Genomic DNA, 25,994 nt, shown 5'->3' on the forward strand with positions numbered 1-25,994 from the left:
CTTATCTCCCTTGCGCGAGGATCGCTTTCTCGGCCTCGGCGATCGCCGCGACCGTGCCGACGTGAAGCCAGAGTCCCGTGGAGACGACGCCGAAAAGGCGCCCTTTTTCGGCCGCCGAAAAAAAGAACGGCGCAAGCTTGAAGACGTCGCTGGTCTCTTGCGCGAAAAGCTGCGGCTTGATCAGGCCCACGCCGGAATAAACGTAAGGCTTTGGCCCGGCGCGGCGGATGATGCGGCTTTCTTCCGAAAGATCGAAGTCGCCATCCCAATCGACGCCGATGCTGCCCTGCGTCGGCGCAAGCAGCAGCGCGGCGTCCATTTCATCCGCGTTCCACGCTTGCGCGAGCGCGAGGAGATTGGATTGCGGCGCGCCGAACCAGAAGGCGTCAGTGTTGCAGATGAAGAAGGGGTCTTCGCCGATGAGCGGCAGAACCTTCTTGATGCCGCCGCCCTGATCGAGCAGCAAAGTGCGCTCGTCGGAGATCACGATGCGCGGCTCGCGCCGAGCGACTAGATGCGCTTCGATCTGGTCGGCGAGGTGATGCACATTGACGATCGCCGTCTCAATGCCGGCGCGCGCGAAATCGTCGAGCGCGCGGTCGATCAGCGTGCGGCCGGCGACTGTGACAAGTGGCTTGGGCGTCTGATCGGTGAGAGGCCGCATGCGCGTGCCGAGCCCCGCCGCGAAGACCATGGCGGTCTTCGGCATGGCGACGCGCTCAGCCGTCACTGAAGAGTCCTGGCAGATTGGCTTCATACCAGGCGTTTATCTCAGCCAGAGCCGGGTGTCGCAAGCTCTTCTTCAAATAGGCTTCCACCCGCGGCATATGGGCCAGATATTGCGGCTTGCCGTCGCGCTGATTGAGGCGCGCGAAGATGCCGAGCACCTTGGTCGCGCGCTGGGCCGCGAGCGTCATATAGGCCTTGGCGAAGGCCGCCATATCGAAGGTCTCATCTGCGTCGCGACGCAGCTTGGCGTAATGGGCGAGAAGCCTCACCTCCAGCTGGTCGGGCACAGTGACGCGCGCGTCCTGGCCAAGGGAGGCCATGTCGTAAGCAGGGTGGCCGAGCACGCAATCCTGGAAGTCGATGACGCCGACGCGCTTGATCCCCTCGCGGCCGTCGAGCCAGATGAGATTGGGCGAATGATAGTCGCGCAGCGTCCATGTCGGCTGGGCGCTGGCGATCTCCAGCAGCGCCTGACGCCAGAGATTGGCGAAGATGGCGCGCGCGCCGGACGCGACGCTCGCCTTTTTATGGGCGACATACCATTCGAGCAACAGGTCCACCTCGACCAGCAGCGCGTCCATGTCATAGGGCGGGATGTGATAATTGCCCGCGCCATCGACCGGCAGCGTATCCGGCAGCGGCTGCGAATGAAGATGGGCGAGCGCGCCGGCCGCTTCGAGATAGCGTTCGTGGATCGGCCCGTTCTCGTTGACAACGCCTTCGCGGCCGAGGTCCTCTACGATGAGGAGACCGGCGGCGATGTCCTGGCCATAGATTTCCGGCGCGGAAAGGCCATGCGCGCGAAGCCCATTCGCCATGGCCACGAATGGCTTCACATTTTCGGCGAGCCGCGCGATGGCGCTGTAGGATTTGCCGTAGCGGATCGGCGGTCCGTCCGGGCGCGGCGGCGAGATCATCAGGATCGCGCGCTGGCCGTCGGGCTTTTCCAAAGTCTCATAGGCGCGCGTCGAGGCGTCGCCCATCAGGAAGCTGCGTTTGGCGTCGCTCCACCCCTCGCGGCGCAGAAATTCGCGCAGCGCCTTGAAGGAGGCGAGCCGTTGCGCGAAGGAGCCATGGCCGGAGATGGTGACGCGCCGCGCGTCGCGATTATCGACGTCGGCGAAGCTCAAACGCACGTCGAGGCGGTCCGGCGGAAGAACCTCCGGCGCACGCTCGGCCCATTCCACGAGGACGATGGCGTCCTCCACCGCTTCTTCCCAGCCGAGGCCGGAAAGCTCCGAAGAGGAGTCGATGCGGTAGAAATCGGCGTGAACGATGCGAAGTTGATCGCTCTCGTAGACCTGCATGAGCGTGAAGGTCGGGCTTGGCGCCTCCACCGCCGGGTCTTCCATCAGCTTGCGGATGAGCGCGCGGGCGAAGGTCGTCTTGCCGGCGCCGAGGTCGCCGGCGAGCGTTACCGTATCGCCGTTTTCGAGCAGCGAGGCGAGATCCTGCGCGAGGGCGGCCGTCGCCGCCTCGTCTTTGACTTCCACGCGCCAGACGGTTTTCCCTGCGGCTTCGTCCGTCACTCGGCGCCTCCTTCATGCGCGATCAACCGCGCTTCTTCTTCGGCCGCAAGAGCCGGAAAGACGCAAGTGACGGTCGTCCCCTCGCCCGGCGCCGTGTCGATGAACACTTTCCCGCCATGAAGCTCCACGAAAGCGCGCACGATGGAGAGGCCCAGGCCGACGCCGCGATGGCGCGAGCCTGCGGTATGCGACTCGAAGCGTTCGAAGACGCGCTCCAGAACCTCCGCCGGAATGCCGCGGCCGTGGTCAGTGACCTTGAACACGACCTCATCGGCGCGGCGCAGGGCGGCGAGCGTCACGGTCTGCCCGGGGCGAGAGAAGCCGATGGCGTTGGACAGAAGATTGAAGAGCACCTGCCGCACGCGCTTGGCGTCGCCCCGGAACGTCCCGATGTCGTCCAACGCGATGATCTGCACGTCGATCGAATTCTCGGCGAGACGATCCTGAACGCCTTCGATTGCGGCGCGCATCGTGGCGCCCACGTCGACGTCCGAGATTTCGAGCTCCATGGCGTCTTCGTCGATCGTCGCAAGATCGAGAATGTCGTCGATGATCGCGAGCAACGCCGCCGAGGACTTGCTGACATAGCCCAGATATTCGAGCTGGCGCGGATTGAGCGGGCCTGTCGACTCTTCGCCCAGGAGATGCACGAATCCGTTGATGTTGTTGAGCGGCGAGCGCAGCTCATAACTGACATGATGGATGAAGTCGTTGCGCAGCTTCTCGGCCGCGACCAGCGCGGTGTTGCGGTCGGTGAGCGCGCGCTCGACGTTCACGTCGGCCGTCACATCGACGAAGGTCAAGAGCGCCGCGCCTTCGAGCAGAGATTGCGCCGTGCAATCCAGCACCATGCCGTCGCTGCGCTCGATACGCCGCGTGAAGCCCTCACGCATATCGTTGAAGCTCGTCACAAAGCCCTTCAGCGCCGCCCAGGTGTCGTCATTGTCGTGCAGCGTCTTGCACTGCGTCACGATCGCCTCGAAGCGTGGCTTTTTGGCGAGCACGTCGGGATCGAGCCGCCAGAGTTCCGCGAAGGCCGGGTTGCAGAAGCTCAGCCGTCCATCGGCGCCGAACACCGCGACGCCCTCGTGCAGCGTCTCCAGCGTCTCGCTTTGCGTGCGATTGAGCGCGTTGAAACGCGTTTCGAGATCATAAGCTTTGGTTGTGTCGTCGTAGAGGTAAGTGACGCCGCCCTGCGTGTTGGGATGGGCGACAACCTCGAGGATACGACCGTCCGGCAGATGCCAGGTGTGGCGAACGGGCTCCGGAGAACGATAGGCTTCGAACAGCCGCTCCTTCCAGGCCTTATAGTCGGATTCGACCGGCATGCGCTCGCCGGCGCGCAGGCGATCGAGAATTTCGCCGTCGGTTGGCTTGTGGTCGAGGAAGCGCGGTTCGAGCTGCCAGAGCTTGGCGTAGGCGTCATTGTGATAGACGAGCCGCCGCCCGCGATCGAAGATCGCGACCGCCGTCGGCAGTTGATCGAGCGTGCGCACATGCGATTGCATCTGCTGCTGGAGATCGGCGCGCACCGTCTCCACCTCGTGCTGGTCTATGGCGATCGAGGCCGCCATGGGCCCCGCCGCCTGCGTCACATCGAGCATATGACGGGCGCCCGCGACGACCGCCGGCACGCGCGCGCGCCACGCCACGCCCTTGGCGATCGCCTTCGCGGCTTCCGATCGGGCGGACTGATCCAGAAGCTCCAGGCCGCGCGCAATGGCGTCGGCGGGATCTTTCGCCTCGACGGCGGATGCGTAAGCGCTGTTGACGAAAGCGAGCCGGCCGTCGGCGTCGCGCGCCCAGACGGGGGTCGGCGAGGCTTCCAACAGCGCATGCAGGCCGGAAAGCTCCTTTTGGGTTTCGGCGTAGCGCTCGCGCAGACCGATGAGCTCCAGCCGGTCGCCCGAGACTTCGCGAATGCGCAATACGGCGCTGCCGCCGACCGCGCGGCCGTCTGCATCGAAATGCCGGCCGACCGCGCCCGCAAGCTGCAGACGGAAGGACTCGCCGCTGTTGCGGAGGCGCTCGACGGCGGCTTCGAGGTCTTGCGCACCCTTCGGAGCCAGCCAGCTCCCGAAGGCGAGGATGCGCCGCGGCGAAATCGCCGCATCGGATGGGAGCAGCGTCGACGCGCTGACGTCGGGCTCGCTGTCCGGGGTCGTCCAGGCGATGAAGACCTGCGGCTCGCTCGCCATGAAGGTCTTTATGCGATCGAGCCGCGCGCGCGCGTCTTCGAGCTCCTCCAGCAGCTCGGTCTCGCGCCGGCGCCAGCCATTGCGCTCGCCGATATGGGCGATGGCCACCACGGCGGAAAACAGGGCGAGCCCGCCGCTGAGGGCGAAACTGACGACATTCGAGTCGAAAGGAATATCCGCAACGAGCGCCTGCGCGAGCGCCGGCGTCGCGAAAAGCGCGGCGAGCGCCGTAGCGCCATTCGCAACAGCGCAACGCAAACCACCTGCCCCGGCATATTGAAGCTTCTGAGAATTCGTTTGGCGGCGCCGCGTCATGAAGGACAGAATTCCTTTCGCGCGCAAACCAGCTCTGGCGTCATGAGACCAAGCTCCAAGAGATCATCGGGGTGCTCATCACATCAACGCCGCGGGACCGCACAGGTTGCGCAATTTCCCGCCAGGACGCGCGCGCGGACTCCCATCGCCCCCTGGGCGAGGGCGGCAACACATTCGGCCCGGCTGTTACGCTGCGCCGACGACGCTCGATACGAATCGCCTCAATCTAAAACGCGATGGGCCAAAACGGAATCCGATTTCTATTAGAAATTGACTAAAAAATGCGGCCCCGCTCCATGGAGGGGGCCGCAAGGCATGGGAAACCGAAAGCTGACGGCGGGCCGGGCGGGATTTCTGGCCAAACCCCGCCCGTAAACGCCGGGCTCAGTAGCGGTAGTGATCCGGCTTGAACGGGCCGTTCACCGGCAGGTTGAGATAGGTCGCCTGCTGATCGGTCATCTTGGTGAGCTTCACGCCGATCTTGTCGAGGTGGAGCGCCGCGACCTTCTCGTCGAGGTGCTTGGGCAGCGTGTAGACGCCCGTCGGATACTGACCCTGCTTCGTGTAGAGCTCGATCTGCGCCAGCGTCTGATTGGTGAAGGACGCGGACATCACGAAGGACGGATGGCCCGTGGCGTTGCCGAGGTTCACGAGGCGGCCTTCCGAGAGCAGGATGATGCGCTTGCCGTCCTGGAACTCGATCTCATCGACCTGCGGCTTCACATTGTGCCACTTGAGATTGCGCAGGCCGGCGACCTGGATCTCGGAGTCGAAGTGGCCGATGTTGCAGACGATGGCGCGGTCCTTCATGGCGCGCATATGCTCGATGGTGATGACGTCGACATTGCCCGTCGCCGTGCAGAAGAGGTCGGCGCGCGGCGCCGCGTCTTCCATCGTCGTGACCTCATAGCCTTCCATCGCCGCCTGCAGGGCGCAGATCGGATCGATTTCGGTCACGAGCACGCGGCAACCCGCGTTGCGCAGCGAAGCCGCCGAGCCCTTGCCCACATCGCCGAAGCCCGCGACGCAAGCGACTTTGCCGGCCATCATCACGTCGGTGCCGCGGCGGATGCCGTCGACGAGCGACTCGCGACAGCCGTAGAGATTGTCGAACTTCGACTTGGTGACGGAGTCGTTGACGTTGATCGCCGGCCAGAGGAGCTTGCCCTCCTTGTGCATGACATAGAGGCGATGCACGCCAGTGGTCGTCTCTTCGGTGACGCCCTTGATCGTCTCCGCGTTGCGCTTGTACCAGCCCGGATTGGCCTTCAGGCGCTTCTTGATGGCGGCGAAGAGGACTTCCTCTTCTTCATTGGTCGCCTTGTCGAGAAAAGCGGTGTCGCCACCCTCGGCGCGCAGGCCAAGATGGATGAGCAGCGTGGCGTCGCCGCCGTCGTCCAGGATCATGTTCGGGCAGCCGCCGTCGGCCCATTCGAAGATCTTGTGGGTGTAGTCCCAATAGTCCTCGAGGCTCTCGCCCTTGCGCGCGAAGACCGGCGTGCCGGTGGCGGCGATGGCGGCGGCGGCGTGGTCCTGCGTCGAATAAATGTTGCAGGAGGCCCAGCGCACGTCTGCGCCGAGCGCCTTCAGCGTCTCGATCAGCACGGCCGTCTGAATGGTCATATGCAGCGAGCCGGCGATGCGGGCGCCCTTCAGCGGCAGCGACGCGCCATATTCGGCGCGCGTCGCCATCAGGCCCGGCATTTCGGTCTCGGCGATGTTGATTTCCTTGCGGCCCCAATCGGCCAGCGAAATGTCGGTGACGGCGTAGTCATTGAAATGAGCGGTCATGCGAATCCTCTGCTCGCGAAGGCCGGCGCCCCGGCGTTGAGCGCCTATAGCAAAGGCGGAAGGTGAAGGCAATAAAGATATAAAGATTTGTTTATGTGATGACCGTCGCTCCCTATTCAGTGCCCTCTCGCCGCTGGAGCGCGCGCTCATCCCCGCCCGAGTTTCGTAAGAACTCCTTCAAGGCCAATTGCATCAACAGCCGAACGATCGCCACGGACAGCGGCTCATTCGCCACGGCCGCCAGGGACAGACGCATCGCCTTCGCGAGTTCCTGCTGGATCATAAGCTCGTCTTGCGCCTGATCGGAATTGTCGTTGTCGGGCAGCATTTTAGGAGACTCCCTGAGCCTCCCGAACGCACGGAAATTTAGGTAGTTCCCACTAGGAAAAATTACGGCAGAGGCCCGAAGATTTACGCGGCGCGATCACTCATGCGCGAATTCGACGCTCAACGCCGTGCCCGCGCCGGGGGCGACTTCAAGCGAGCCGCCGAGCTGGGTAGCGAAAGCCTCCATAATGCCCATCCCGAGGGAGCTCGACTCCGTCTCTTGGGCGCCAGCCATTCCCGGTCCATCGTCTTTGATGACGAGATGGAGGTGACCCTTCTCATTCTTCGACAGGGCGACGTCGAAGCGCGTTCCCAACCCTTTGGAGAACACATGCTTTGCGGCGTTGAGCGCCGCCTCGTTCACCAGGAGCGTCATAGCGGTCATCTGATCAATCGAGAGGTCGGCGGCGCCGCTGACATCCACCGTGACTTTGACGGGCAAATCGTGGAAGGCATGGCCAAGCATTTCCCGTAGCAACGGCTCGAGCCCATTCACATAAGCTAATCCGTCATGAAGGCGGCGGTGCAACTCGGACATTGCAAGGATGCGCGACTCGGCGTCGCTGAGGGTCTCCGCCGCGACCACAGGGTTCCGCAAATTGCGCTGGGCGTTGCGCAGCAGCGCCACGACGAGCTGCAAATTATTGGCGACGCGGTGCTGGAGCTCACGGAAAAGCGTCTCCTGAACCGCCTTCGCCAATTCCACGCGCCTGATCGTCTCCCGCAGGGCCGCCACCAGAACGATATTGAAGCCGCCGACGAGCAGGAAGGCGACAAGCGCGCCGACACTGGGGCTGTCCGTCAATTGGAAAGAACTCGCCGGCTCCAGAAACAAATACCAGGCGGCGAGAGCCGAGAGGGAAAGGACGAAGACTCCCTGGAGCCAGCCGCAGAGAAGCGTCGCGGCGACGATAGCCGGATGAAAGGTCAGAAATTTCATCCCTGCCAGAACCGGCTCGAGGAGAATCCGCGCCGCAAGGCTCGCCGCAAACAACAGCAAGGCGACCGCCCAGGGCAAAAGGCCCCGGCGCTTGATGGAGGCGGTGTGGATTTTATGGACCCAGGGCATGCGCGCCTCTGCTCGATAATCGACCGAGCTTGGACTGAGATGCTTGTTAACGAGCGGGACCGGCGTCTGGTTCCATAGGGCGCAGAGCGCACGCGGCGCGTGGGCGGCGCCGAACAGCGATCAAAGAAACGGACGATCCGGCGCCTAGGGAAAGGCGCCGCGCCATCGCGACGACGGAGTGTCGGCAGTAGAGGCGGCTTGGCGCCGCCCCTTTAACCCGGCAATTAAAACTCGTCCCAATCGTCCTGTTGCGGAGCGAGGGCCGCGCCGCCCCTGCCGACGGATTTCATGGCGACGACGGGAGCCGCCGCCGGCTTGGCCACCGCCCGGACGGACGCCAGCGCATCCTGCGTCAGCCGGAAATCCCTCACAGTGAGGGCGAGATTGCTCGTCTCCTCCTGAAGCGCACGGGAGGCGACAGTCATCTCCTCCGCCATTTGCGCGTTCTTTTGCGTGTTCCGATCGATCTGCGAGACGACGGAATTCACATCCGTGAGGCCCGCGGCCTGCTCGCGGGCGCTGGAGGCGATATCCGCGACGGCCCGTTCCAGATTGAACACATTCGTGACGATTTTCCCCAGCGCGGTGCCGGCGAGGCCCACGAGCTCCACGCCCTGCGCGACCTCCGTGGAAGACGCGGAAATCAGGGTCTTGATCTCCTTCGCCGCCTCGGCCGAGCGCTGCGCCAAAGCGCGCACCTCCGACGCGACCACGGCGAAGCCGCGGCCCGCCTCGCCCGCGCGCGCCGCCTCCACCCCGGCGTTCAGCGCCAGGAGATTGGTCTGGAAAGCGATCTCGTCGACGACCGCAATGATCTGACCGATGCTCTGCGAGGATTTCTCGATGAGATTGATCGCCTCCACGGCGCGGCGGACCACGGCTCCGCTTTCTTCCGCCTCCGTCCGCGTCGCGCCGACGATCTTGTTCGCCTCCCCGGCGCCAACGGCGATATGCCGCGCGCTCTCGGTGATCTCATGCAGAGCCGATGAGGCGCGCTCCAGGCCCTCGGCTTGCTGCTGGGCCTGCCCGGAGAGTTCCTCGGCGGCCGAGGCGATCGATTCCGCGCCCGGCGCAATCGCGCCGACGCCGGATTTCACGACGGCGACCGCGTTTTCGAGCTGCTCGATGGCGGCGTTGAAGTCGAGCTGCAGCCTGGCGTAGGCCTCCGGCAAATCGCGATCCATACGATAGTCGAGGTTCTTGGCGGACAACTCCGAAAGACCGGCGCCGATGGAGGCGGAAACCAGCTCCCGCTCGGCCAAGATCGCCCGTTCCTCGGCGAGGCGGCGCTCTTCGCGATGGCGATGCTCGTCTTCCGCCGCGCGCAACCGGCTCTGTTCGCGCTCGATCAAGGTCTCACGGAACAGATCGACCGCGCGGGCGACCCCGCCGATCTCGTCTGAATTGTTCGTGTAAGGCACGCTTTCGCCGTAGCGTCCCTCGGTCAATTGCTCGAGATAGGCGGCGAGCGCGCCGAGCGGCTCGCACGATCTGCGCCGCAGATAGCGGATGACCGCCCACATGCTCACGAAGACGAGCGCGGCCAGACCGAACATCACCGAGAGAAAGAGTTTCGCCTCGAAGGCGGCATTGGCCTCGGCCTGCGACGAGAACTCGTTGGCCTTCACCACCATTTCATCGACGACGGCGCGGTGCGCGTTATAGGCGCTGGTGAGCTCCGCCATGGCGCGGGAAATCTGCGTCGAATCGCCGGATTTCAGCGCGGCGGGCAAAGACGTCTCGATCGTGCGCCAGAATTTCTGAACGTCGTCGTCCGAGCGCGCGACAAGCGCCTTCAGCTCCGCGGGGAGCACCTCGGACCTTCGCCAGAATTCGCGCCGCGCGGAATAGTCGGACTTCAATTGCTGAACGCGCTCGAGATGCGCCTGCATTTCCTTGGGCTCGCGCAAGGCAAGATGCGCTTCGAGATAAGACTCGATCACATAAGCGGGCGGCGGCAGAATATCCGCCACGAGATCCTTGCCGGCGACGATCTTTTCATAAGCGGGCCCGCCGATCTCCAGGCGATGAAGCGCGACGCTGCTGGCGAGCAATGAGACCGCGAAGCCCGCAAGTATCAGACATGCGCTCAACGAAAACAGCTTGGATATCGTTAAACGCATATGGCCTCCTGGAGAGCGTACGTGATTGCGCTCGCGCGTGGGCGCGAGTGAACCATGGAAAAACGGGGGTGAAGGGAACGAGCGCGCTGGCGTCATGCCCGCGAAAGCCGGCTCCGCCGACGTCAAGATATTCTGAGACCAAAGCCTAAAATGTCGTAAATAGTTCGAGATATATTTCAGAGTCCGATCAAGGGGCGGGCGCCTCACGCTTGCCCTAAACGCTTGCCCGACACGCTTGCCCTACCCTTGCGCGCGCCCCTGCTCTATAGCAACGCAACCGCATCCTTTCGGCTTGGCTCACCATGTTAGACGCGCTCAGATCCTTCATCACCGAACTCACCGGCGACGCCAACGCGCCCAAACCCGTCGAGGCGGCCGATTACCAGCTCGCGGCCGCCGCGCTGCTCGTCAATATCGCCTCGATCGACGGCGACTTCGACGACAACGAGAAGGCGCGCATCCAGCTCCTCGTCGAGACGCGCTTCGGGCTTCCGCCGGACGAGGCCCGCGCCCTCATCCAGCAGGCTTGCCAGAACGAGCGCGAGGCCGTCGATCTTTATCATTTCACCAGCGTGCTCAAGCGGCGGCTCGACGAAGACGGCCGCAAGCAGGTGATCGGCATGATGTGGGACATGGCCCATGCCGACGGCACGGTGCATGAATTCGAGGAGAACGTCGTCTGGCGCGTCGCCGAGCTGCTCGGCGTCTCGACGCGAGAGCGCGTCGAGCTGCGCCGCGAGGCGCGCGAGGCGCTGGAGAACCCGCCGCCGCTCGACGGCCCCTGGTCCCGCCCCAAGGAGTGACGTTTCATGACGCAATTTTCGAATGCCCGCCCGGCGGCCGTCGTCACCGGCGCGTCGGAGGGAATCGGCGCCGAGCTTGCCCGCGTCTTCGCCGCAAAAGGCCATGAGGTGGCGATTGTCGCCCGGCGCGGCGACCGGCTGGCGACGCTGGCCGACGACATCGCCGCCAAGGGCCACAAGCGCCCGATCGTGGTCGAGCTGGACCTCCTCGCCGAAGGCGCCGCGGAGACGCTCGCCGCGCGGCTCACTGAGGCCGGGCTCGCGCCGCAATATCTCGTCAACAACGCGGGTTTCGGTCTGATCGGCGCCATCGCCGATCTCGATCAGGCCGAGCAGCTCGCCATGATCGACCTCAATATCCGCGCGCTGACCGCTCTGACGCTGCGCTTCCTGCCCTCGCTGACGCAGACCAAGGGCGGCGTCATGAATGTCGCCTCGGTCGCCTCCTTCATGCCGGGGCCGGGCTTTGCGGTCTATTACGCCACCAAGGCCTTCGTGCGCTCCTTCAGCGAGGCGATCTCATACGAGCTGAAGCCGGCCGGCGTGAAAGTGTCCTGCCTCTGCCCCGGCCCGGTGCTCACGGGCTTTCAGGCCCGCGCCGGCATGAGCTACGACGGGCTGATGAGCGCGATGAAGCCGGCGCTGGTGCCGGCGGAGGAAGTCGCGCGCCAGGGCTATGAGGGGCTGATGGCCGGAAGGCGCGTCGTCGTCCCGGGGACCATGAACAAGTTCATGGTCTGGAGCGCCCGCCTCTCGCCGCGCGCGATTCTGCTGCCGCTGCTCGGGACGGCGCAGATGAAGCGGGTTTAACTGACGGGAATCGCGCCCTCGCCCTTCGAGACGCGCCCTGCGGGCGCTCCTCAGGGGGTGAGGGCTGATAGGAGCCAGAAACGAAAAACCCCTCATGCTGAGGAGCCTGCAAAGCAGGCGTCTCGAAGCACGAGGGGTTTTTCGTTTTAAGGACAAGAAGGCCCGAAAGCCCGCTTATTCCTCGGCCGACTTGACCTTGAGCACCTGACGGCCGCGATACATGCCGGTCTTCAGGTCGATATGGTGCGGACGGCGCAGCTCGCCCGAATCCTTGTCCTCGACATAGGTCGGAGCCTTCAGCGCATCGGCGGAACGGCGGAAGCCCCGCTTCATCGGGGAGGTTTTTCTCTTCGGAACGGCCATTTTCTTGTCTCTCTAAACAGCGAAGGCCGCGGGCGTTGCGCGCCGCGCGGCGGAAACTGGTGCCGGGCGTATACGCGAAAACATGCCCCGTGGCTACCCCTCAGCCCGCCGCCAACGGTAGCTTTCTCGTCCCAGAGAAGCTATGCTGGCGCATCTTTAATGACAAAGCGATTGAGGGAGACTTCGTGAAAGCCTCTCAAACCAAAGAAATCGGTCGCAGCGCGGTGATAAGCACGAGCGTAATCGGCCGCGACCAAGCGGCGCTGCCCGCCGCGCTGCTCCAAGAAATCGACGACGCCCTGCAGCGCATTGCGAAGGCTATAGAGCGAACCTCTTTCACCGATTCCGAGCAGCCGCCTCCAAACTGGAAGATCTTGAAGCCGCTGATTATCGAAAAACTCGGACTGGATACGATCGATAGTCCAGACCGACACCTCGCATATATTCGAGAAAAAATTTCCGGAGTGCTGTCGTCCGATGCTCAGCAGAAACAAAGCGGCTGATCTAGCTCAAGATATTGCCAACCATCTTCAGGTCCCGGAACAAATACGAAGCCTCCAAACCGCACAAAAGGAAATCGCCGACGCGATCCGTCGTCTAGAGAGCCGAATGAATGAGATAGAAGTCGAGCTTCGGGTCTTGAAGGCCGAGACCAAGCTGGACGCCTTGCGGGAGGCGCAAGCCGTCGTAAATGCGGTTCAAGGCAATCTGAACCAACGTATAGAGGACCTTGCGGTCAAGGTCGCGGTAATGGAGGCGAAGCCCAGCTCCCACCGAATCTTGGATGGGAGCGCGACTCTCCCGAAGCCGGCGCCCCAACTGAGTCTCTCCAGCGACCCCGATATGTGATCCGCTTGATTGGCGCGGTGTCATTCCAGACGCTCGCAAAGCGAGCGATCGAGAATCCAGAACAACACCAGCGCTTTTGTGGCTCTGGATCTCTGTCGGGCTTGCAGCCCGCCGGGGATGACACGCCCCAATGCGAGCTGTTCTCGGAAGGAATCAACCCTTGTCGGGCTGCCCGCCTTCGATCGCCGCGGGCGGAACCGGCCCGCCTTGCGTCGGCGCGTCTTTCTCATAGGCGCCCTTTTCGACGCCTTTGAGCATCGCCGGATCGTCCTCGATGAGCTTATTCGCGGCGCGCTCGTCCACGATCGGCTTAGGCGCCGCCGCCGCTACCGGCGCGGCCTTTATGCCGGTCGTCGAGGAGAGCCAGCCGCGCCAATGCTCATGGGAGCCGTTGAAGGTGTTCTGGTCCACGGCGCCGACGATTCCGGGCACGCGGCCGTCCGAGCGATATTGCCAGAAGGTCCATTTGCGGTCGCCGTAGCGCACCTTGGGGTGGTATTTCGTCGAGCGCACCCAGATCGGATATTCCGACAGCGCGTCAGGCTGCAGAATCGCCTGGTAGAAGTCGACCGAAGAATAGATGATCGGCTTCTTGCCGTAATGGCGCTCCATCGCCTCCAGCATGACCCGCATGTCACGGATCGCCTCCTCGCGATACAGGGTGCGCTTGCAGCTCTTGGACTCCGGCGTCGGCTCGACGTCGAGCACGGGCGGCAGCGCGTCCGGATCGTTGGGCACGACCGAGGCGAAATTGGCGATTTCCTCGTGCGGCGGCCGGCACCAATAGACGAAGTGATAGGCGCCGCGCGGCACGCCCGCGGCCTTGGCGGCCGCCCAATTGTACTGGAACTTCGAATCGGCCTTGTCGCCGCCCTCGGTCGCCTTGATGAAGGCGAAGGCGACGCCCGACTCCTTCACCTGCTCCCAGTCGATGTCGCCCTGATATTTGGACACGTCGATGCCATGGACGGCGAATTCGGCGCTGCGCGTGGCGGGGAAGAGGTGAAGATCCGATTCCGGCACCGCATAGGCGAGGAAGGTCGGGTCCCGCTTGGCGTTCAGGAGGGGGGCGCTGGTCGCAAAACGCGGCCGCTTTGCATGGCCGGGATCATAGCTGCTGCCACAACCGGCGAGAGTCGCCGCGCCGGCCGCAACGCAAGCAAGCGCGGTGATACGCAATACGGAACTATTCAACGAGCACATTTCGTCAAATTATCCCAGGAGGCGGTAACGAAGCGTTAACGCGCCGCGCCGCGAATGCAAGCCGATTGGGGATTTTTATGATTCTTTGCAGCCGAAATATGTTGGTGGGGGGCAGGCGAGCCCGAAGGCTCGCGGTCCAGGGGGCCGGACTTTGGACCGCGAGCCTTCAGGCTCGCTTACTTCAAATGGAACCACATGGTCGCGATCGTTAAAAACGCCCCATAACCAACCACATCGGTAATCGTCGTCACGAACGGCCCCGAGGACACCGCCGGATCGAATTTGAAGCGATTGAACAGCAGCGGCACCGCAATGCCGCCAAAGGCGCCCGCCACCAGATTTGTGAACATCGCCAGTGCCATGACCGGCCACAGGCCGACATTCTGGAACCAGTTGGCGGCGACAAGGCCTGTCACCAGGCCGAAAGCCGCGCCATTCACCGCGCCGATCGCCAATTCGCGGAAGATGATCTTCATGGCGTTGGCGCGGTTCAGTTCGCGAGTCGCCAGCGCGCGGACGGCGACGGTCATGGTCTGGGTCGCCGAATTGCCGCCCTGCCCCGCGATGATCGGCCCGAGCACCGCGAGCGCCACCATCTGCTCCAGTTGTGACTGGAAGGTCTTGAGCACGGAAGAGGTGATGAAGGCGGTCAGCAGATTGATGAACAGCCAGGTAAAGCGGCTTTTGGCGATCCACCAGAAATCATCGGTCAGCTCTTCTTCCGGGTTCACGCCGCCGAGCGCCTTGATCTCTTCAGAGGCCTGCTCCTGAATGACGTCGACGATGTCGTCGATGGTGAGCGCGCCGACGAGGCGCTCGCTTTCGTCGACGACCGGCGCCGACACGAGATTGTAGCGCTCGAAAAGCCGCGCCGCCTCGGTTCCGTCCTCGGTCGCCTTCACCCGGCGCCGGTCGGCCTGCATGATCTCGTCGAGCCGCGCATTCGGCTTGGCGCGCACGAGGGCGTCGAGAAAGACCGTGCCGAGCAGGTGATAGCCGGGGTCGACGACGAAGACCTCGAAGAAAGTTTCAGGCAATTCGTCGCCATCCGTCTCGCGGAAGAAGTCGAGCACGCGGCCCGCCGTCCAGAAGGGCGGCACGGCGATGAGCGTCGTCTGCATCAGACGGCCGGCGGAGCCTTCCGGATAATCGAGCGAGCGGCGCAGGACGATGCGTTCCTGCGCAGGCAGGGCTTCGAGAACCTCCGCCTGCTCCGCAGGCTCGAGCGTCTCGAGAATGGCGACGGCGTCGTCGCTTTCGAGATCGCGCATCCCCTCGACCAGGGTCTCGACCGGCAGCTCTTCGAGAATATCTTCGCGGGTGGCTTCACCCACTTCCATCAGCGCGGTAAAATCGAAGTCCGCGCCCATCAGCTCGACGAGGCGCGGGCGGGCCTCATGGCTCAAAAGCTCGAGCAGCGCGCCGAGATCGGCCTCGTGAAGATCGCCGACGAGTTCATGGACCTTGGCGGAGTCGCCGAGGGCGACGGCGGCCTCGACCGCGAAGACGAAATCGCGGTCCGGCCCGCCGTTTTCTTCGCGGAAACCCTCGGCGCCCGCCGCCGTTTCTTCATGATCGAGTGGCATGCCGATTCCCGCTACCAGGCTTCAGGCTCCTTAACCCGCGCAGATGCGGAAGCAAACCGGCAAAACCGAAATGATCAAACTTTCGAGCGTCACTCTCTGCGCCCTCCTGGCCCTCGGCGCGACGGCCGCCGTCGCCCGCGACTGCGAGCCTGACGCGCTCGGCGTCTCGCGCACCATCGCCATCGGCCCGAAGGGAACCGCCGTCGGATTGCAAAGCTATCCGCGCACGCTCGATCTGCAGGACCATGAGGTTGTCCTCACTTTCGACGACGGGCCGGCCGAGCCGACCGCGCGCGTGCTCGATGCGCTCGCCAAGGAATGCGCGCTCGCGACATTCTTCGTCATCGGCCGCAACGCCGAGGAGGCGCCGGCTTTGGTGCGGCGCGAGGCGGCCGAAGGCCACAGCATCGGCTACCACTCCTACAGCCATCCCGCCAATACGCTTCGGCTGATGTACGACGACGCGGCGAAGGCCGACATCGAGAAGGGCGTTGCGGCGGTCGAAAAGGCGTCGGCCGGCAAATCCGCGCCCTTCTTCCGCTTTCCGGGCTTCGCCGATACGCCGGAGCTTGTCTCTTACCTCGAAGGCAAGGGCTTCACCATTTTCGGCTCTGACCTATGGGCCTCCGACTGGTCGCCCATGGCGCCCAAGGCCGAGCTCGATCTCGTGATGTCGCGGCTGGAAAAGGCGGGCAAGGGAATCGTGCTCTTCCACGACTCCAAGGCGCAGACGGCGGCGATGCTGCCCGACTTCCTGCGCGCACTGAAGGACCGAGGCTACAAGCTCGCCCATATCGTCCCCGGCGCAGGCGAGACGCCGATCGTCGAGGCGGGGCCGGAGTGGACCTCGACCACCGAGCCGATCATCGCCAAGACGCTTGCGGGCAAGGTTAAAGGCGCCGCCGCGGGAGACGGCCACGGCCACTCCCACGGCGATCAATAGTCAGCCATTCTCGCAGGCGTAGAAGCCCTTGGCGCCCCAGCAGGCCCCGGTCTTGTAGACTTGGCCGAGATTACGGCCGCCGAGCGTCGCCGTCCAAACCCGCCCGTGCTTATGGGCGATTTCGAGCGGCTTGCCCGGCAGATCGAAGGTCACAGCCTCGGCCGTGTGATGGACCTTGCAAGCGCCGCTGTTCTGCACGCGGCCCGCAAGCTTCAAGTAGCATTTCGCCATATGCGCATCGTCCGTGGCTTCCGCCTGTCTCGCGGGCGAAGCGGGTTCCGCTTTGGCCTGCGGCGCCGGCGCGGCGGGGAGCTCGGCGACATTGGCGTCGTCGGGCGACGTCGCCGTCTCCTGGCTTTCGCCGCCCTGCCCGGCTCCGAGCTTCTCCCGCACGGAGACTGGCGGCGGCGCCAAAGGCTCCGGCGCGCGCGTGGGCGCGGCCGTTGTCTCGGTCATGGGGCGCGCATCGAGGAAGGGATCGAGGGCCGATGTCTTCAGCGCGGGAGCCGCGGGCTGCGGCGCGGCGGCGGGCGCCGTCTCGGTCGCCGGCGCCGGTTTCGCGCCCATCTCCTCCTCGACGGGCGCCGCGACGGCGACGGCTGCTTTCGGCGCCACGAACTCGGGCTGGGCTTCGCTCGTTCCGCCGAGCGGCGCGCCCGGGCCAAAGAGCGCCGTGCTCATGATCGCGGCGGCGCCGCCGACAATCGTGAAGGCGAGAACCAGATGGATGACGCCTTCGACGCGATCGTAGGACAGGCCCCAAAGCGGCGCACGATAGGCGTCACGAGCTGGCGGCGCCGTCCGCGGGCGGGACAGAAAGGCAGGAATGCTGGAGGCGCGCGCGACGGGGCGCTTGGCTTCCGGCTTGGCGGCGCCGTTACGACGGCGGTTTTCTAGAATGACGCTCATGTTACTCTCTCCGGGCACGAGGCTCGAGAGACGACAGGGGCGCGCCGCGCTTCCAGAGCGGCCTTTGACGCGCCACGTCTCGCGAGTCCGATATGCCGGGACGTTCTCCCGGACGGTTTTTCCCAGCCCAACCAGCGCGGGCAGCCATGCTCGGCCCTCTCTCTGCGCCAGTTCCAGACGCATCTTGCGGGGGAAAATGTGGCTGATCTTTGCCCTGGCCGGAACTTCCGCTTTCGGACCGCCGGCGGCGCCCAAAAGAGGCGCCCACTTGGATAATCAATAATTTGGCGTCGCGGATCGGCTGCCTCGATCCGCGACGCGAAGGATCAGCGGGAAACGCTGAACCCCTGCTCGGCGAAGATCGCCTTGCCGGGCTTGCTCAGAAGGAAGGAGAGCAGCTTGGCCGCCCCGTCGCCCTGCGCCGTGGCGGTGAGGGCGATCGGGTAAACGATCGCCGGGTGAGTATTCGCCGGGAAGGTGGCGACGACTTTCACCTTGGGCTCCGATTTGGCGTCGGTGAGATAGACAATTCCGAGCGGCGCTTCGTCACGCGCAACGAAATTGAGCGCGGCGCGCACATTATCGGTGAAGGCGAAATTCGGCTCGGCGACCGACCACAGCCCCAACTTCTCCAACGCCGCCTTCGCATATTTGCCGACGGGGACGGAGGCCGGGTCGCCGGTCGCGATCTTGCCCGACCCGATCGCCTCCGTCAGGGCGTCCTTCGTGAAGGCGAGCTTTTCCAGCTTCGAGGATTTCGGCGCGACGACGACAAGCACATTGCCGAGGAAATCGGCGCGCGTATCGGCGCGGATCAGGTTTTTGCCGGAGAGATAATCCATCGACGCCGCATCGGCAGAGACGAACACATCCGCGGGCGCCCCGGATTCGATCTGCTTGGCGAGCGCCATCGAGCCCGCATAGCTGATTTTCAACTCGATTCCGCTTTTCGCTTTGAAGGCGGCCGCCGCCGTGTCCAGCGCGTTTTTGAGGCTCGCCGCGGCGAACACGGTCACCGTAGGCGCAGTCGCCTGGGCATTTGGCGGCGGCGACGCGGCGGGACCTTCCGCGAAAACCGAGGCGGCGGCGAGCGAGAAGGTGAGCGTGAAGGCGAGGGTGAGCAATCTGATCATGGACAATCCTCGAAGAGGCGTGGGCTCCCGCAGAACCGCGGACGTCAGTATGTGAACTTAGGAATAGTTTAACGCCATGCTGGAGTCATGCGCATATTTTCCGCAAATAACGCCTAACTTCACACCAAAATGCACCTATGCAGCAGGGCCAACGACCGTTGCGCGGCCTGCCGTCATTCCCGACGCCCGCAAAGCGGGCGATCGGGAATCCAGGAGCAAAACCAAAGCTCTTGTGGCTCTGGATTCCCGGTCGGGCCTTTGCCCGCCGGGAATGACCCAGTCGCGATGCGTGCTATTCAAAGAGGAGTGGATCGATGGTTTGGTCGGGGCTAAGCGCACCGAGGCCCGCTCCCGTAACCCCTAGACGCCGAAGGTCACGAGACCACGCTCGTCGATTGGCCAGGCGGGGTTCCACGCGATTTCCCAGGCGTGATCGTCTGGATCGGCGACGTAGCCGCGAAAACCGCCATGCGGCGGCTCGTCAGCAGGGCGGATGATGACGCCGCCAGCCTGCTCGAGCCGTTTCATCAAGGGAATCACGTCCTCTTTCGCGGATACATTATGTGCGAGTGAGAAAGCGCCCGGTTGCAGCAGACCGGCGCGATTCATATCGGCTTCCAGGGCGGCCTTCAGGAAGGTCCCCAAAACGAAGCCGTTCATTTGATAGAAGACGATCTGGCTGGCCTCGAAAACCGGCGACCACCCAAAGCCGTCGACGTAAAACCGCCGCGACCGATCGAGATCCATGACGCCAAGGGTAATGACGGAAATTTGTTGTTGCACCCTAAGACCTCCTGTTCGCCGACACGCGATTGCATCGGGCGTTAAAGGCCAGGGGACTCATCGCTGTCGCGAAGGTCAGGACCCGCTTCCACGGGGATCGGGCTAACCGCACCGATCTCTCCTTTTTTGACAGTCGGGGATTAGCAGCGCCTCGCCTGCTATTCAATGCCTCGTTGGGCAGAAACAGGCGCGTTTGCGTCGAAGAATGCAGCGGCTAGAGCCGCTCACCGATCTTCCGCGGCTCAGGGAATGCCCGCTGGAAAATTTTGGTGCGGTCGAGAGGACTCGAACCTCCACTGGTTGCCCAACTAGCACCTCAAGCTAGCGCGTCTACCAATTCCGCCACGACCGCATCGGGCGCTTCGACTTGTGCTGTGAAGCGCCGGCGCGCAGCCTCTAACAAATTGACTGGGCGCTGACAAGGGCGGCGCCATAATTTTGCAATCGACCGGGCGCCAAGGGGGGAAAAGTCGAGCCAAACCAAGGGAAAACCGCGCATGGGGGCATCTGGGGGAGCGGCCGGGCGCCCATGCGGGGCCTCGGGCGGGCGTCTTAGACCGTCCCTCCTCGGGCGTACAGATTCGACGCGCCCGAGCCTGGGTCGAGATGCCGCATAATCTTTCAGAAATGCAGGGGCCTGAGTGATTTGACAAGAGCGCGGCTATAGCCGAAGGGTTTCCCGGCGGCAAAAAACAAGAACGAAATGGCGCGTCGCGCGCCCCCGGGGAAGAAAAAATTGAACGACACGATCGCTACTTTAGGCGGTAGCCTGGAAACAGGCGAACCGGACGGGCGGGCGCTCGCCCAACGCATGGCGGCGCTCAAAAACGAGGCGCGCGAAAAGGGCTATTTCAACGTCCCGCTTTGGGAGCAGGCGCTTCGCGGCGTCGAGCTCGTCGGCGTTCCGACGCTGGCTTTCGCTTTGCTCGCGAAAGGCGGGCTTGCGGCCGCGGCCGGCGCGCTGCTGCTCGGCGTCCATTATCCGCGCACGGCGTATCTGGGCCATGACGTCGCCCATAACCAATGGGGACCGCGCGAGGAGCCGAAAGCGCGCGTCATGCTCGCGGCGGCGGCGCTGTTCCAGGGCTTCGGCGCCTCCTGGTGGGTGGAGAAGCACGAGCTGCATCACTCCTTCCCGAACGGGTGCAAGACGAACGCCGACGGCGTGCTGACGCCGATCGACGGCGATATCGATTCGGCGCCCTGGATCGTGTGGGACAAGCTCCTCGTCGAGCACAATGACACGGCCCAGATGTCCGGCTTCTCGAAGTTTCTCGCCCCCTTCCTGCGGCGGTTCCAGGTCGCCCTCTTCTTCCCGCTGCTCATGCTCGCCCGCTTCAACTGGAGCTGGCAGAGCATCGCGACCGCGGCGCGCAAAGAGAAGACGCTCGAGACGGCGCTTTGCGTGGCGCATTGGGTTCTGGGCCTCACGCTCGCGGGCTTCCTCACGCCGGGCGCCGCCTGGACGGGTTGGGCCTGGTTCGTGTTCGCGCAGCTTCTCGGCGGCTTCATCCTCGCCTTCGTCTTCGTCCTCAATCACACGGGGATGGAAGTCTATGACGCGGCGAAGGCCATGGGCTTCTATGACCGTCAGGCGCGCTCGACCCGCAACACGCCAACCTCGACCTTCCTGGATTGGCTTACCGGCGGCCTCAACAGCCAGATCGAGCACCATATGTTCCCGACCATGGCGCGGCGCAATTTGAGCAAGATGCGCGAGGCGACCCGCAAAGCCATGCAGGAGTGCGGCTACGCCTATCACGAGCTGAACAACCGCGAGGCCATGCGCGCGGTTCTGACGACCTTGGACGAGGCCGCAAGGGCTTAAAACAATTCGGGAGGCTGATGCTGTCAGCCTCCCTACCAAAAGGCGCCAAGGCCCGGCCTCGCCTAAAAATTAGATTGGCAGAATCGCAGCCATTGCGCCGATCGTGATGAAGCCGGCCAAGGCGATCATTATCGTGAGCTTGTCCATCCGACCCTCCCCTGCCTCCGCCCAAATTGGCGCGAGCACGTCAATAACGCCACAGTTTTCTTTTGGTTGCATTCTGTGATGCAGCAAAATGCACCGAAAAATCTTCGCAAGCGCACAATCAAGCCGACGCAAGTCACTGTCGAGCCTAAGAGAAATACTGTTCAATATTGCGAGACCGCTTTCCGACGGCCTCAGTGTTCCACAGCCGCCGAAAGAGACGTGTCGCTTCCGCCTTGATCCTGCCCGCCAACTCGGCAAAAGTTAGCCGCATTCATCCGATCCGGTCTGAGCGATGGCGAGTCACTACGAGGTTCTTGGCGTCCACGAGGACGCGACGCGGCGCGAGATCAACGCGGCCTATCGCCGTCTCGTCAAGCAGCATCATCCGGACAAGGGCGGCGACCCCGCCAAATTCCAGCGCGTGACGCAGGCCTATAATGCGCTCAAAAGCGCGCCCGAGCGCGAGGCCTATGACTTCGAACATAAGTTCGGCAGCTTCCTCGACGAGACCGCCAACAAGCGCACGCTGCTGCAGCGGCTGAGCGCGTTTCTACGCGACCGCGCTTTCGCCGCGCTGAGCGCGCTCTCTTTCCTGCTCGGCGTGCTGCTGATCGACGCCGGCGACGGCGTCAACGAGAGTTACAATCCCTTTCTGCTGGCGGCGGGCTGCGCTTTCATCCTGCTATGCGTCGGCTTTTTCGCCAATCGCGGACAGGCTTACGACGGCCTTGGCGCGGCGCTGCTGCGCGCCGTGTTCTCGATCCTGTTTTTCCTCTTCGACGTGCTCATGCGCGTCTATGTGATTCTGGCGCTGATGTTTTCGGTCGTCGTTCTCGTCGCGCTGCTCAATTGGCTCAAGAAAAACTTCCTGCACCTGCTTCCGCTTCATTTCTGAAGGCGTTCGATCAGCGCCATGGCGGCGGCGGGGTTTTTCTCCTTCGCGCCGCGAATGACATAAAGATAAACGTCGCGCCCGCTGCGTTTGGGCGTATTGGCGCAGATCCGCGGCAGATCGCCGGGCGCGCCGCCTTCCGCCCATTTTTGGGCGCGGGCGGCCCAGAGATCGAGCCGCTCGCGATCGTAGCCTTGCTTGCGCGACGCGCGCGTTCCCATGATGCGCGCATAGACGAAGGGCGCGGTGAGATCGGCGATCAGCGGAAAATCAGAATCGCCTTCGACGACGATCGCCGCGTGATGCGCGCGCGCCAAAGCGATGAATTCGCTCGTCACGAAGCTTTCGTCGCGCGCCTCGATCGCATGACGCAGCGCGACGCCTTCGCTCTCTCGCGGCAATGCTGACAGAAAGGCCGCGCAGAAATCGGGATCGAACTTGCGCGTCGGCGGGAATTGCCACAGCACAGGCCCGAGCTTTTCGCCGAGCGCCGCGACGCCGCTGTCGAAGAAATGCGCAATCGACTCTTTCACGTCATGCGGCGTTCGCCGGCTCATGGCGTAGCGCGGTGCCTTCACGCTGAAGACGAAGCCCTCGGGCGTCTGGTCGCGCCAGCTCAGATAGGTCTCGCGCGTTTGCGTTCGATAGAAAGTCGCGTTGATTTCGATCGAGGTGAGATGACGGCTCGCATATTCCAGCTCATGCGACGTCGGCAGTCCCGGCGGGTAGAACGCCTCGCGCCAGGGCGCAAAGCTCCAGCCTCCGACGCCGACATAAATGCGGCCCGTCGTCATCCGCGCTCCTTTGCCCACGACTGGAGTTAGCGCGCGCGTCGCGGCGAGCGAGGGTGAACCGGCGCTGGGAAATTGTCTTGTGATCATTGCTCCTCGAAAAAGTGATCGAGAAGAAAGGAAGGATTATGGCTGCGCGGCGGGAAGACGGCGCCGAAATGTGATTGTCCTCGATTACAATCACGCGCGATGTGCGGGCGCGCACAGGACTTTTTTGCGGAGCTTGTTACTGTCGCGCCCAACTCGAACCAAGAGAGATTCGGCTCGTGCCAGACTTTTTCTCCGGCCTTTTGGCGTTCGCTGTTTATTTCACGGGCGCAGCAGGCTTCTGCGCCATTTTCTGTGTCGTTTACACGCGGGTGACGCGGCACGACGAATTCGCGCTCATTGTCGCGACGCAGAGCGCCTCCGCGGCAATCGCCTTCGGCGGCAGCCTTGTGGGATTTGCGATCTCGCTTGCGGCGGCGATCCACCATACAGGCTCCATCGCTGAATTCGCCGTCTGGGGCGTTGTCGCGCTCGTCACGCAGATCATCGCCTATGGGCTTGCACGGCTTGCGCATCCGGGGCTGTCGCAGGCCATCCAGGAGAATGTGCTCTCGGCGGCAATCTGGGTCGCCGCCGTCTCCATCGCGGCCGGCCTGCTCAGCGCCGCCTGCATGAGCCCGTAACGCCATGGCCGACGGGACGCCCAAGGACTTCGGCAGGCGCGCGCCGCCCGTCGTTCTGCAGAAACCCAAAACGTCGAAGGAACGACCGAACTCGATGCTTCCCCAACGGAAGCGTTCGCTTGCCGTGTCCCTTGTTGTGGTGGGCGCGGTCTCGCTCGGCGGCTACGGGCTCTACGAATGGATCGAAAGCCCGCACTGCGAGCCGGACCCGAATAATCCCGACCAGCAGATCTGCAGGCATAGCAACGGCTCGACCTCACACAGCTCCAGGGGCTGGCATTGGTCGTCGGGCTCCAGCGCCTCGACCCATGGCGTCTCCTTCGGCGGCTTTGGACACTCTGGCAGCGGCGGCGGCTGATGAAACGAGAAATCTCACGACCCCGTCCCGGCGTCGAAGCGCATTTCAAAAACATCGGCTTCGCCTACGCCCATATGGACGGCGAGCCTTATTGGGACGAAAGCGCGCGCTATATCTTCACCCTTCGCGAGATCGAAGACGACATCGAGGCCGCAACGCGCGAGCTCGACGCGCTCTGTCTGGAGCTCGTCGGCCGCATTGCGGAAAGCGAAGAGACGATGGATCGCCTGCATGTGGCGAAACATGCGCGCGAGCTTATCGCCGAGAGCTGGAAGCGGCGCGACCCTTCGCTTTATGGCCGCTTCGACCTTGCTTACGACAGCAAGGGCCCGGCAAAGCTCCTCGAATATAACGCCGACACCCCGACGAGCCTGTTCGAAACCGGCGTCGTGCAATGGCATTGGCTGGAGCAGCTCACAGCGAGCGGCGAGCTGCCGCAGCACGCCGATCAGTTCAACTCGCTGCACGACAGGCTGATCGCGCGCTGGGCAGAGATCGCGCCCGAGCGTCTCGTGCATTTCGGCGCGATGAGCGACAGCGTCGAGGATTTCGGCACCGCGGCCTATCTCGCAGATTGTGCGGTGCAAGCGGGATGCGGCGCCGCGCTGCTCGACATGCACGACGTCGGCCTCGACGGCGCGCATTTCTGCGACCGCGACGGGCGCAAGATCGAGACGCTGTTCAAGCTCTATCCTTGGGAGTGGATGTTCGCGGACACGTTTTCCCATGCGCCGGCCATGCGCGTCACGCGCTTCGTCGAGCCGCCATGGAAGGCGCTGCTCTCCAACAAGGGCATGTTGGCGCTGTTGTGGGAGATGGCGCCGGGGCATCCAAATTTGCTCGAATGCTATTTCGCCAGCAATCCCCGCGCGGCGGCGCTCGGCCAGAGCTACGCCAAAAAGCCGATCTACTCGCGCGAAGGCGCCAATGTGCTGCTCATGAAGGACGGCGCCGCCATCGCCAGCACGCCCGGCGACTACGGCGCCGAGGGCCATGTGCGGCAGGCGTTACATATGCTGCCCTGTTTCGATGGGCGCTATCCGGTTGTCGGCTCCTGGGTGGTGGGCGGCGAACCGGCGGGCATGGGGCTGCGCGAGGACGCGACGCCTCTTACATCGAACCACTCGCGCTTCGTCCCGCACGCGATCGTCGGTTAGGCGCGGGACCGCCGCCGCCCGGCCGCTAAATAAATCCCTAGCCGGACCAACAGACGGAGGCGATCATGCGGCTGACCTCGACGGCGTTACAGGACGGCGGCAATATTCCGCGCGCGTTCACCTGCGACGGGGACGATCGTTCGCCGTCGCTCGCTTGGGCGGAGGCCCCCGACGAGACGCAAAGCTTCGCTCTGATTGTCGACGATCTCGATGCGCCGAGCGGCGTGTTCGCGCATTGGGCCTGCTACGACATTCCCAAGGATTACACTGCTCTCGAGGAAGACTCCGGGCGGCCGGCGACCTCGGATATTCTTCGCCACGGCCAGAATGATTTTCGGGAACTCGGCTATAACGGCCCCTGCCCGCCGCATGGCCACGGGCTGCATCGCTACCGTTTCCGGCTGTTTGCGCTGGACTGCCCCGAGCTGCCGCTCGGCCCGCGCCCGAGCTGTAAGCAGGTCGAGGAGGCGACGCATGGGCGCGTTCTCGCGGAAGCGCGGCTGATGGGGCGTTACGGGCGCTGAGACGAGATTCAAGTTCGTTGTCATTCCCACGCTCGCGAGCGAGTGATCGGGAATCCAGAGCAAACCTGCGCCGTCATTGCGAGCGAAGCGAAGCAATCCAGAGCCCCGCCTCGGCCCTGGATTGCTTCGTCGCTTCGCTCCTCGCAATGACGGTGGGGGCCGG

Annotated in this window: 25 protein-coding genes and 1 tRNA gene; 11 read left to right on the forward strand and 15 right to left on the reverse strand. The window is 63.8% G+C overall.

Annotated elements, in window-relative coordinates:
- Position 1 precedes the first annotated feature (1 nt).
- From JJT62_RS14130 to JJT62_RS14160, 7 genes are all read right to left on the reverse strand, one after another.
- A complete protein-coding gene (locus JJT62_RS14130) occupies positions 2 to 694 on the reverse strand; it encodes a nucleotidyltransferase family protein (RefSeq protein WP_202073555.1) in 693 nt (230 codons plus the stop codon).
- Positions 695 to 719: 25 nt separating this feature from the next.
- Positions 720 to 2,258 (reverse strand): tRNA (adenosine(37)-N6)-threonylcarbamoyltransferase complex ATPase subunit type 1 TsaE, encoded by a 1,539-nt coding sequence (tsaE, locus tag JJT62_RS14135; RefSeq protein ID WP_202073418.1) that lies wholly within the window; start codon positions 2,256 to 2,258, stop codon positions 720 to 722.
- Positions 2,255 to 4,771: a PAS-domain containing protein gene (locus JJT62_RS14140; protein ID WP_202073419.1), complete on the reverse strand. Its 2,517-nt coding sequence runs from the start codon at positions 4,769 to 4,771 to the stop codon at positions 2,255 to 2,257. Before JJT62_RS14140 ends, tsaE begins: the two co-directional genes overlap by 4 nt.
- Positions 4,772 to 5,155: 384 nt before the next feature.
- A complete protein-coding gene (gene ahcY, locus JJT62_RS14145) occupies positions 5,156 to 6,562 on the reverse strand; it encodes an adenosylhomocysteinase (RefSeq protein ID WP_202073420.1) in 1,407 nt (468 codons plus the stop codon).
- Between the two features lie 112 nt (positions 6,563 to 6,674).
- Positions 6,675 to 6,890, reverse strand: a complete 216-nt coding sequence (locus JJT62_RS14150; RefSeq protein WP_202073421.1) for a hypothetical protein — start codon at positions 6,888 to 6,890, stop codon at positions 6,675 to 6,677.
- Positions 6,891 to 6,986: 96 nt separating this feature from the next.
- Positions 6,987 to 7,958, reverse strand: coding sequence for a histidine kinase dimerization/phosphoacceptor domain -containing protein (locus JJT62_RS14155; RefSeq protein ID WP_246744906.1), 972 nt, complete (start codon positions 7,956 to 7,958; stop codon positions 6,987 to 6,989).
- A 224-nt stretch (positions 7,959 to 8,182) separates the two neighbouring features.
- On the reverse strand, positions 8,183 to 10,081 hold the full coding sequence (locus JJT62_RS14160; protein ID WP_202073422.1) for a methyl-accepting chemotaxis protein: 1,899 nt from the start codon (positions 10,079 to 10,081) through the stop codon (positions 8,183 to 8,185).
- A gap of 302 nt (positions 10,082 to 10,383) precedes the next feature.
- Between JJT62_RS14160 and JJT62_RS14165 the strand changes: the two genes are divergently transcribed.
- Both JJT62_RS14165 and JJT62_RS14170 read left to right on the forward strand, forming a co-directional pair.
- A complete protein-coding gene (locus JJT62_RS14165; protein WP_202073423.1) occupies positions 10,384 to 10,884 on the forward strand; it encodes a TerB family tellurite resistance protein in 501 nt (166 codons plus the stop codon).
- Positions 10,885 to 10,890: 6 nt separating this feature from the next.
- A complete protein-coding gene (locus JJT62_RS14170) occupies positions 10,891 to 11,694 on the forward strand; it encodes an SDR family oxidoreductase (RefSeq protein ID WP_202073424.1) in 804 nt (267 codons plus the stop codon).
- Positions 11,695 to 11,868: 174 nt separating this feature from the next.
- Here the strand turns inward: JJT62_RS14170 and rpmF are convergent, their stop codons facing one another.
- The gene (rpmF, locus tag JJT62_RS14175) at positions 11,869 to 12,057 is read right to left on the reverse strand and encodes a 50S ribosomal protein L32 (protein WP_016919986.1); all 189 of its coding nucleotides are present in this window, start codon (positions 12,055 to 12,057) and stop codon (positions 11,869 to 11,871) included.
- Positions 12,058 to 12,146: 89 nt separating this feature from the next.
- Between rpmF and JJT62_RS14180 the strand changes: the two genes are divergently transcribed.
- Positions 12,147 to 12,560, forward strand: a complete 414-nt coding sequence (locus JJT62_RS14180) for a hypothetical protein (RefSeq protein WP_202073425.1) — start codon at positions 12,147 to 12,149, stop codon at positions 12,558 to 12,560.
- Between the two features lie 106 nt (positions 12,561 to 12,666).
- Positions 12,667 to 12,906 (forward strand): hypothetical protein, encoded by a 240-nt coding sequence (locus JJT62_RS14185; protein WP_202073426.1) that lies wholly within the window; start codon positions 12,667 to 12,669, stop codon positions 12,904 to 12,906.
- 153 nt (positions 12,907 to 13,059) lie between these two features.
- On the opposite strand, the gene JJT62_RS14190 is transcribed toward JJT62_RS14185, so the two are convergent.
- The gene (locus JJT62_RS14190; RefSeq protein ID WP_246744907.1) at positions 13,060 to 14,085 is read right to left on the reverse strand and encodes a glycoside hydrolase family 25 protein; all 1,026 of its coding nucleotides are present in this window, start codon (positions 14,083 to 14,085) and stop codon (positions 13,060 to 13,062) included.
- A 200-nt stretch (positions 14,086 to 14,285) separates the two neighbouring features.
- Entirely contained in the window at positions 14,286 to 15,695 is a 1,410-nt protein-coding gene (gene mgtE / locus JJT62_RS14195) for a magnesium transporter (RefSeq protein ID WP_202073428.1), read from the reverse strand.
- A 70-nt stretch (positions 15,696 to 15,765) separates the two neighbouring features.
- Between mgtE and JJT62_RS14200 the strand changes: the two genes are divergently transcribed.
- Entirely contained in the window at positions 15,766 to 16,638 is an 873-nt protein-coding gene (locus JJT62_RS14200; RefSeq protein ID WP_202073429.1) for a polysaccharide deacetylase family protein, read from the forward strand.
- On the opposite strand, the gene JJT62_RS14205 is transcribed toward JJT62_RS14200, so the two are convergent.
- The 4 genes from JJT62_RS14205 to JJT62_RS14220 all read right to left on the reverse strand — a co-directional run bounded on the left by JJT62_RS14205 (position 16,639) and on the right by JJT62_RS14220 (position 19,815).
- Entirely contained in the window at positions 16,639 to 17,547 is a 909-nt protein-coding gene (locus JJT62_RS14205; RefSeq protein WP_202073430.1) for a hypothetical protein, read from the reverse strand.
- Between the two features lie 326 nt (positions 17,548 to 17,873).
- Positions 17,874 to 18,680, reverse strand: coding sequence for a molybdate ABC transporter substrate-binding protein (gene modA / locus JJT62_RS14210; protein WP_202073431.1), 807 nt, complete (start codon positions 18,678 to 18,680; stop codon positions 17,874 to 17,876).
- A gap of 360 nt (positions 18,681 to 19,040) precedes the next feature.
- Positions 19,041 to 19,463, reverse strand: coding sequence for a VOC family protein (locus JJT62_RS14215; protein ID WP_202073432.1), 423 nt, complete (start codon positions 19,461 to 19,463; stop codon positions 19,041 to 19,043).
- Between the two features lie 267 nt (positions 19,464 to 19,730).
- Positions 19,731 to 19,815: transfer RNA gene (locus JJT62_RS14220), tRNA-Leu, on the reverse strand.
- Positions 19,816 to 20,199: 384 nt separating this feature from the next.
- Between JJT62_RS14220 and JJT62_RS14225 the strand changes: the two genes are divergently transcribed.
- A complete protein-coding gene (locus JJT62_RS14225) occupies positions 20,200 to 21,291 on the forward strand; it encodes a fatty acid desaturase (RefSeq protein WP_246744908.1) in 1,092 nt (363 codons plus the stop codon).
- A 439-nt stretch (positions 21,292 to 21,730) separates the two neighbouring features.
- Positions 21,731 to 22,333, forward strand: a complete 603-nt coding sequence (locus JJT62_RS14230; RefSeq protein WP_202073434.1) for a J domain-containing protein — start codon at positions 21,731 to 21,733, stop codon at positions 22,331 to 22,333.
- Here JJT62_RS14230 and JJT62_RS14235 read toward each other — a convergent pair.
- Entirely contained in the window at positions 22,324 to 23,124 is an 801-nt protein-coding gene (locus tag JJT62_RS14235) for a DUF72 domain-containing protein (protein WP_202073435.1), read from the reverse strand. The two genes, JJT62_RS14230 and JJT62_RS14235, sit on opposite strands and share 10 nt — an antisense overlap.
- Before the next feature lie 263 nt (positions 23,125 to 23,387).
- Here JJT62_RS14235 and JJT62_RS14240 point away from each other — a divergent pair, with 263 nt between their 5' ends.
- The 4 genes from JJT62_RS14240 (at position 23,388) to JJT62_RS14255 (ending at position 25,831) form a co-directional block, all read left to right on the forward strand.
- Positions 23,388 to 23,792: a DUF350 domain-containing protein gene (locus tag JJT62_RS14240; protein WP_202073436.1), complete on the forward strand. Its 405-nt coding sequence runs from the start codon at positions 23,388 to 23,390 to the stop codon at positions 23,790 to 23,792.
- A gap of 4 nt (positions 23,793 to 23,796) precedes the next feature.
- Entirely contained in the window at positions 23,797 to 24,150 is a 354-nt protein-coding gene (locus JJT62_RS14245; RefSeq protein ID WP_202073437.1) for a hypothetical protein, read from the forward strand.
- Positions 24,150 to 25,307: a glutathionylspermidine synthase family protein gene (locus JJT62_RS14250; protein WP_202073438.1), complete on the forward strand. Its 1,158-nt coding sequence runs from the start codon at positions 24,150 to 24,152 to the stop codon at positions 25,305 to 25,307. Before JJT62_RS14245 ends, JJT62_RS14250 begins: the two co-directional genes overlap by 1 nt.
- Before the next feature lie 65 nt (positions 25,308 to 25,372).
- Positions 25,373 to 25,831 carry a YbhB/YbcL family Raf kinase inhibitor-like protein gene (locus JJT62_RS14255; RefSeq protein WP_202073439.1) on the forward strand — a complete coding sequence of 153 codons (459 nt, stop codon included), beginning with the start codon at positions 25,373 to 25,375 and terminating at the stop codon, positions 25,829 to 25,831.
- Positions 25,832 to 25,994 lie beyond the last annotated feature (163 nt).

The organism is Methylocystis sp. Sn-Cys (assembly GCF_016745395.1).
Taxonomy (GTDB): Bacteria; Pseudomonadota; Alphaproteobacteria; order Rhizobiales; family Beijerinckiaceae; genus Methylocystis; species Methylocystis iwaonis.

Excerpts from the sequence above, each read along its gene's own strand:
- JJT62_RS14250 (WP_202073438.1), top strand. The coding sequence starts at position 24,150 with ATGAAACGAGAAATCTCACGACCCCGTCCCGGCGTCGAAGCGCATTTC.
- JJT62_RS14185 (WP_202073426.1), top strand. The coding sequence starts at position 12,667 with ATGAATGAGATAGAAGTCGAGCTTCGGGTCTTGAAGGCCGAGACCAAG.
- rpmF (WP_016919986.1), bottom strand. The coding sequence starts at position 12,057 with ATGGCCGTTCCGAAGAGAAAAACCTCCCCGATGAAGCGGGGCTTCCGC.
- JJT62_RS14160 (WP_202073422.1), bottom strand. The coding sequence starts at position 10,081 with ATGCGTTTAACGATATCCAAGCTGTTTTCGTTGAGCGCATGTCTGATA.
- JJT62_RS14205 (WP_202073430.1), bottom strand. The coding sequence starts at position 17,547 with ATGAGCGTCATTCTAGAAAACCGCCGTCGTAACGGCGCCGCCAAGCCG.
- JJT62_RS14235 (WP_202073435.1), bottom strand. The coding sequence starts at position 23,124 with ATGACGACGGGCCGCATTTATGTCGGCGTCGGAGGCTGGAGCTTTGCG.
- ahcY (WP_202073420.1), bottom strand. The coding sequence starts at position 6,562 with ATGACCGCTCATTTCAATGACTACGCCGTCACCGACATTTCGCTGGCC.
- JJT62_RS14155 (WP_246744906.1), bottom strand. The coding sequence starts at position 7,958 with ATGCCCTGGGTCCATAAAATCCACACCGCCTCCATCAAGCGCCGGGGC.
- JJT62_RS14255 (WP_202073439.1), top strand. The coding sequence starts at position 25,373 with ATGCGGCTGACCTCGACGGCGTTACAGGACGGCGGCAATATTCCGCGC.
- mgtE (WP_202073428.1), bottom strand. The coding sequence starts at position 15,695 with ATGCCACTCGATCATGAAGAAACGGCGGCGGGCGCCGAGGGTTTCCGC.
- JJT62_RS14200 (WP_202073429.1), top strand. The coding sequence starts at position 15,766 with ATGATCAAACTTTCGAGCGTCACTCTCTGCGCCCTCCTGGCCCTCGGC.
- modA (WP_202073431.1), bottom strand. The coding sequence starts at position 18,680 with ATGATCAGATTGCTCACCCTCGCCTTCACGCTCACCTTCTCGCTCGCC.
- JJT62_RS14170 (WP_202073424.1), top strand. The coding sequence starts at position 10,891 with ATGACGCAATTTTCGAATGCCCGCCCGGCGGCCGTCGTCACCGGCGCG.
- JJT62_RS14165 (WP_202073423.1), top strand. The coding sequence starts at position 10,384 with ATGTTAGACGCGCTCAGATCCTTCATCACCGAACTCACCGGCGACGCC.
- JJT62_RS14230 (WP_202073434.1), top strand. The coding sequence starts at position 21,731 with ATGGCGAGTCACTACGAGGTTCTTGGCGTCCACGAGGACGCGACGCGG.
- JJT62_RS14140 (WP_202073419.1), bottom strand. The coding sequence starts at position 4,771 with ATGACGCGGCGCCGCCAAACGAATTCTCAGAAGCTTCAATATGCCGGG.
- JJT62_RS14245 (WP_202073437.1), top strand. The coding sequence starts at position 23,797 with ATGGCCGACGGGACGCCCAAGGACTTCGGCAGGCGCGCGCCGCCCGTC.
- JJT62_RS14130 (WP_202073555.1), bottom strand. The coding sequence starts at position 694 with ATGGTCTTCGCGGCGGGGCTCGGCACGCGCATGCGGCCTCTCACCGAT.
- JJT62_RS14150 (WP_202073421.1), bottom strand. The coding sequence starts at position 6,890 with ATGCTGCCCGACAACGACAATTCCGATCAGGCGCAAGACGAGCTTATG.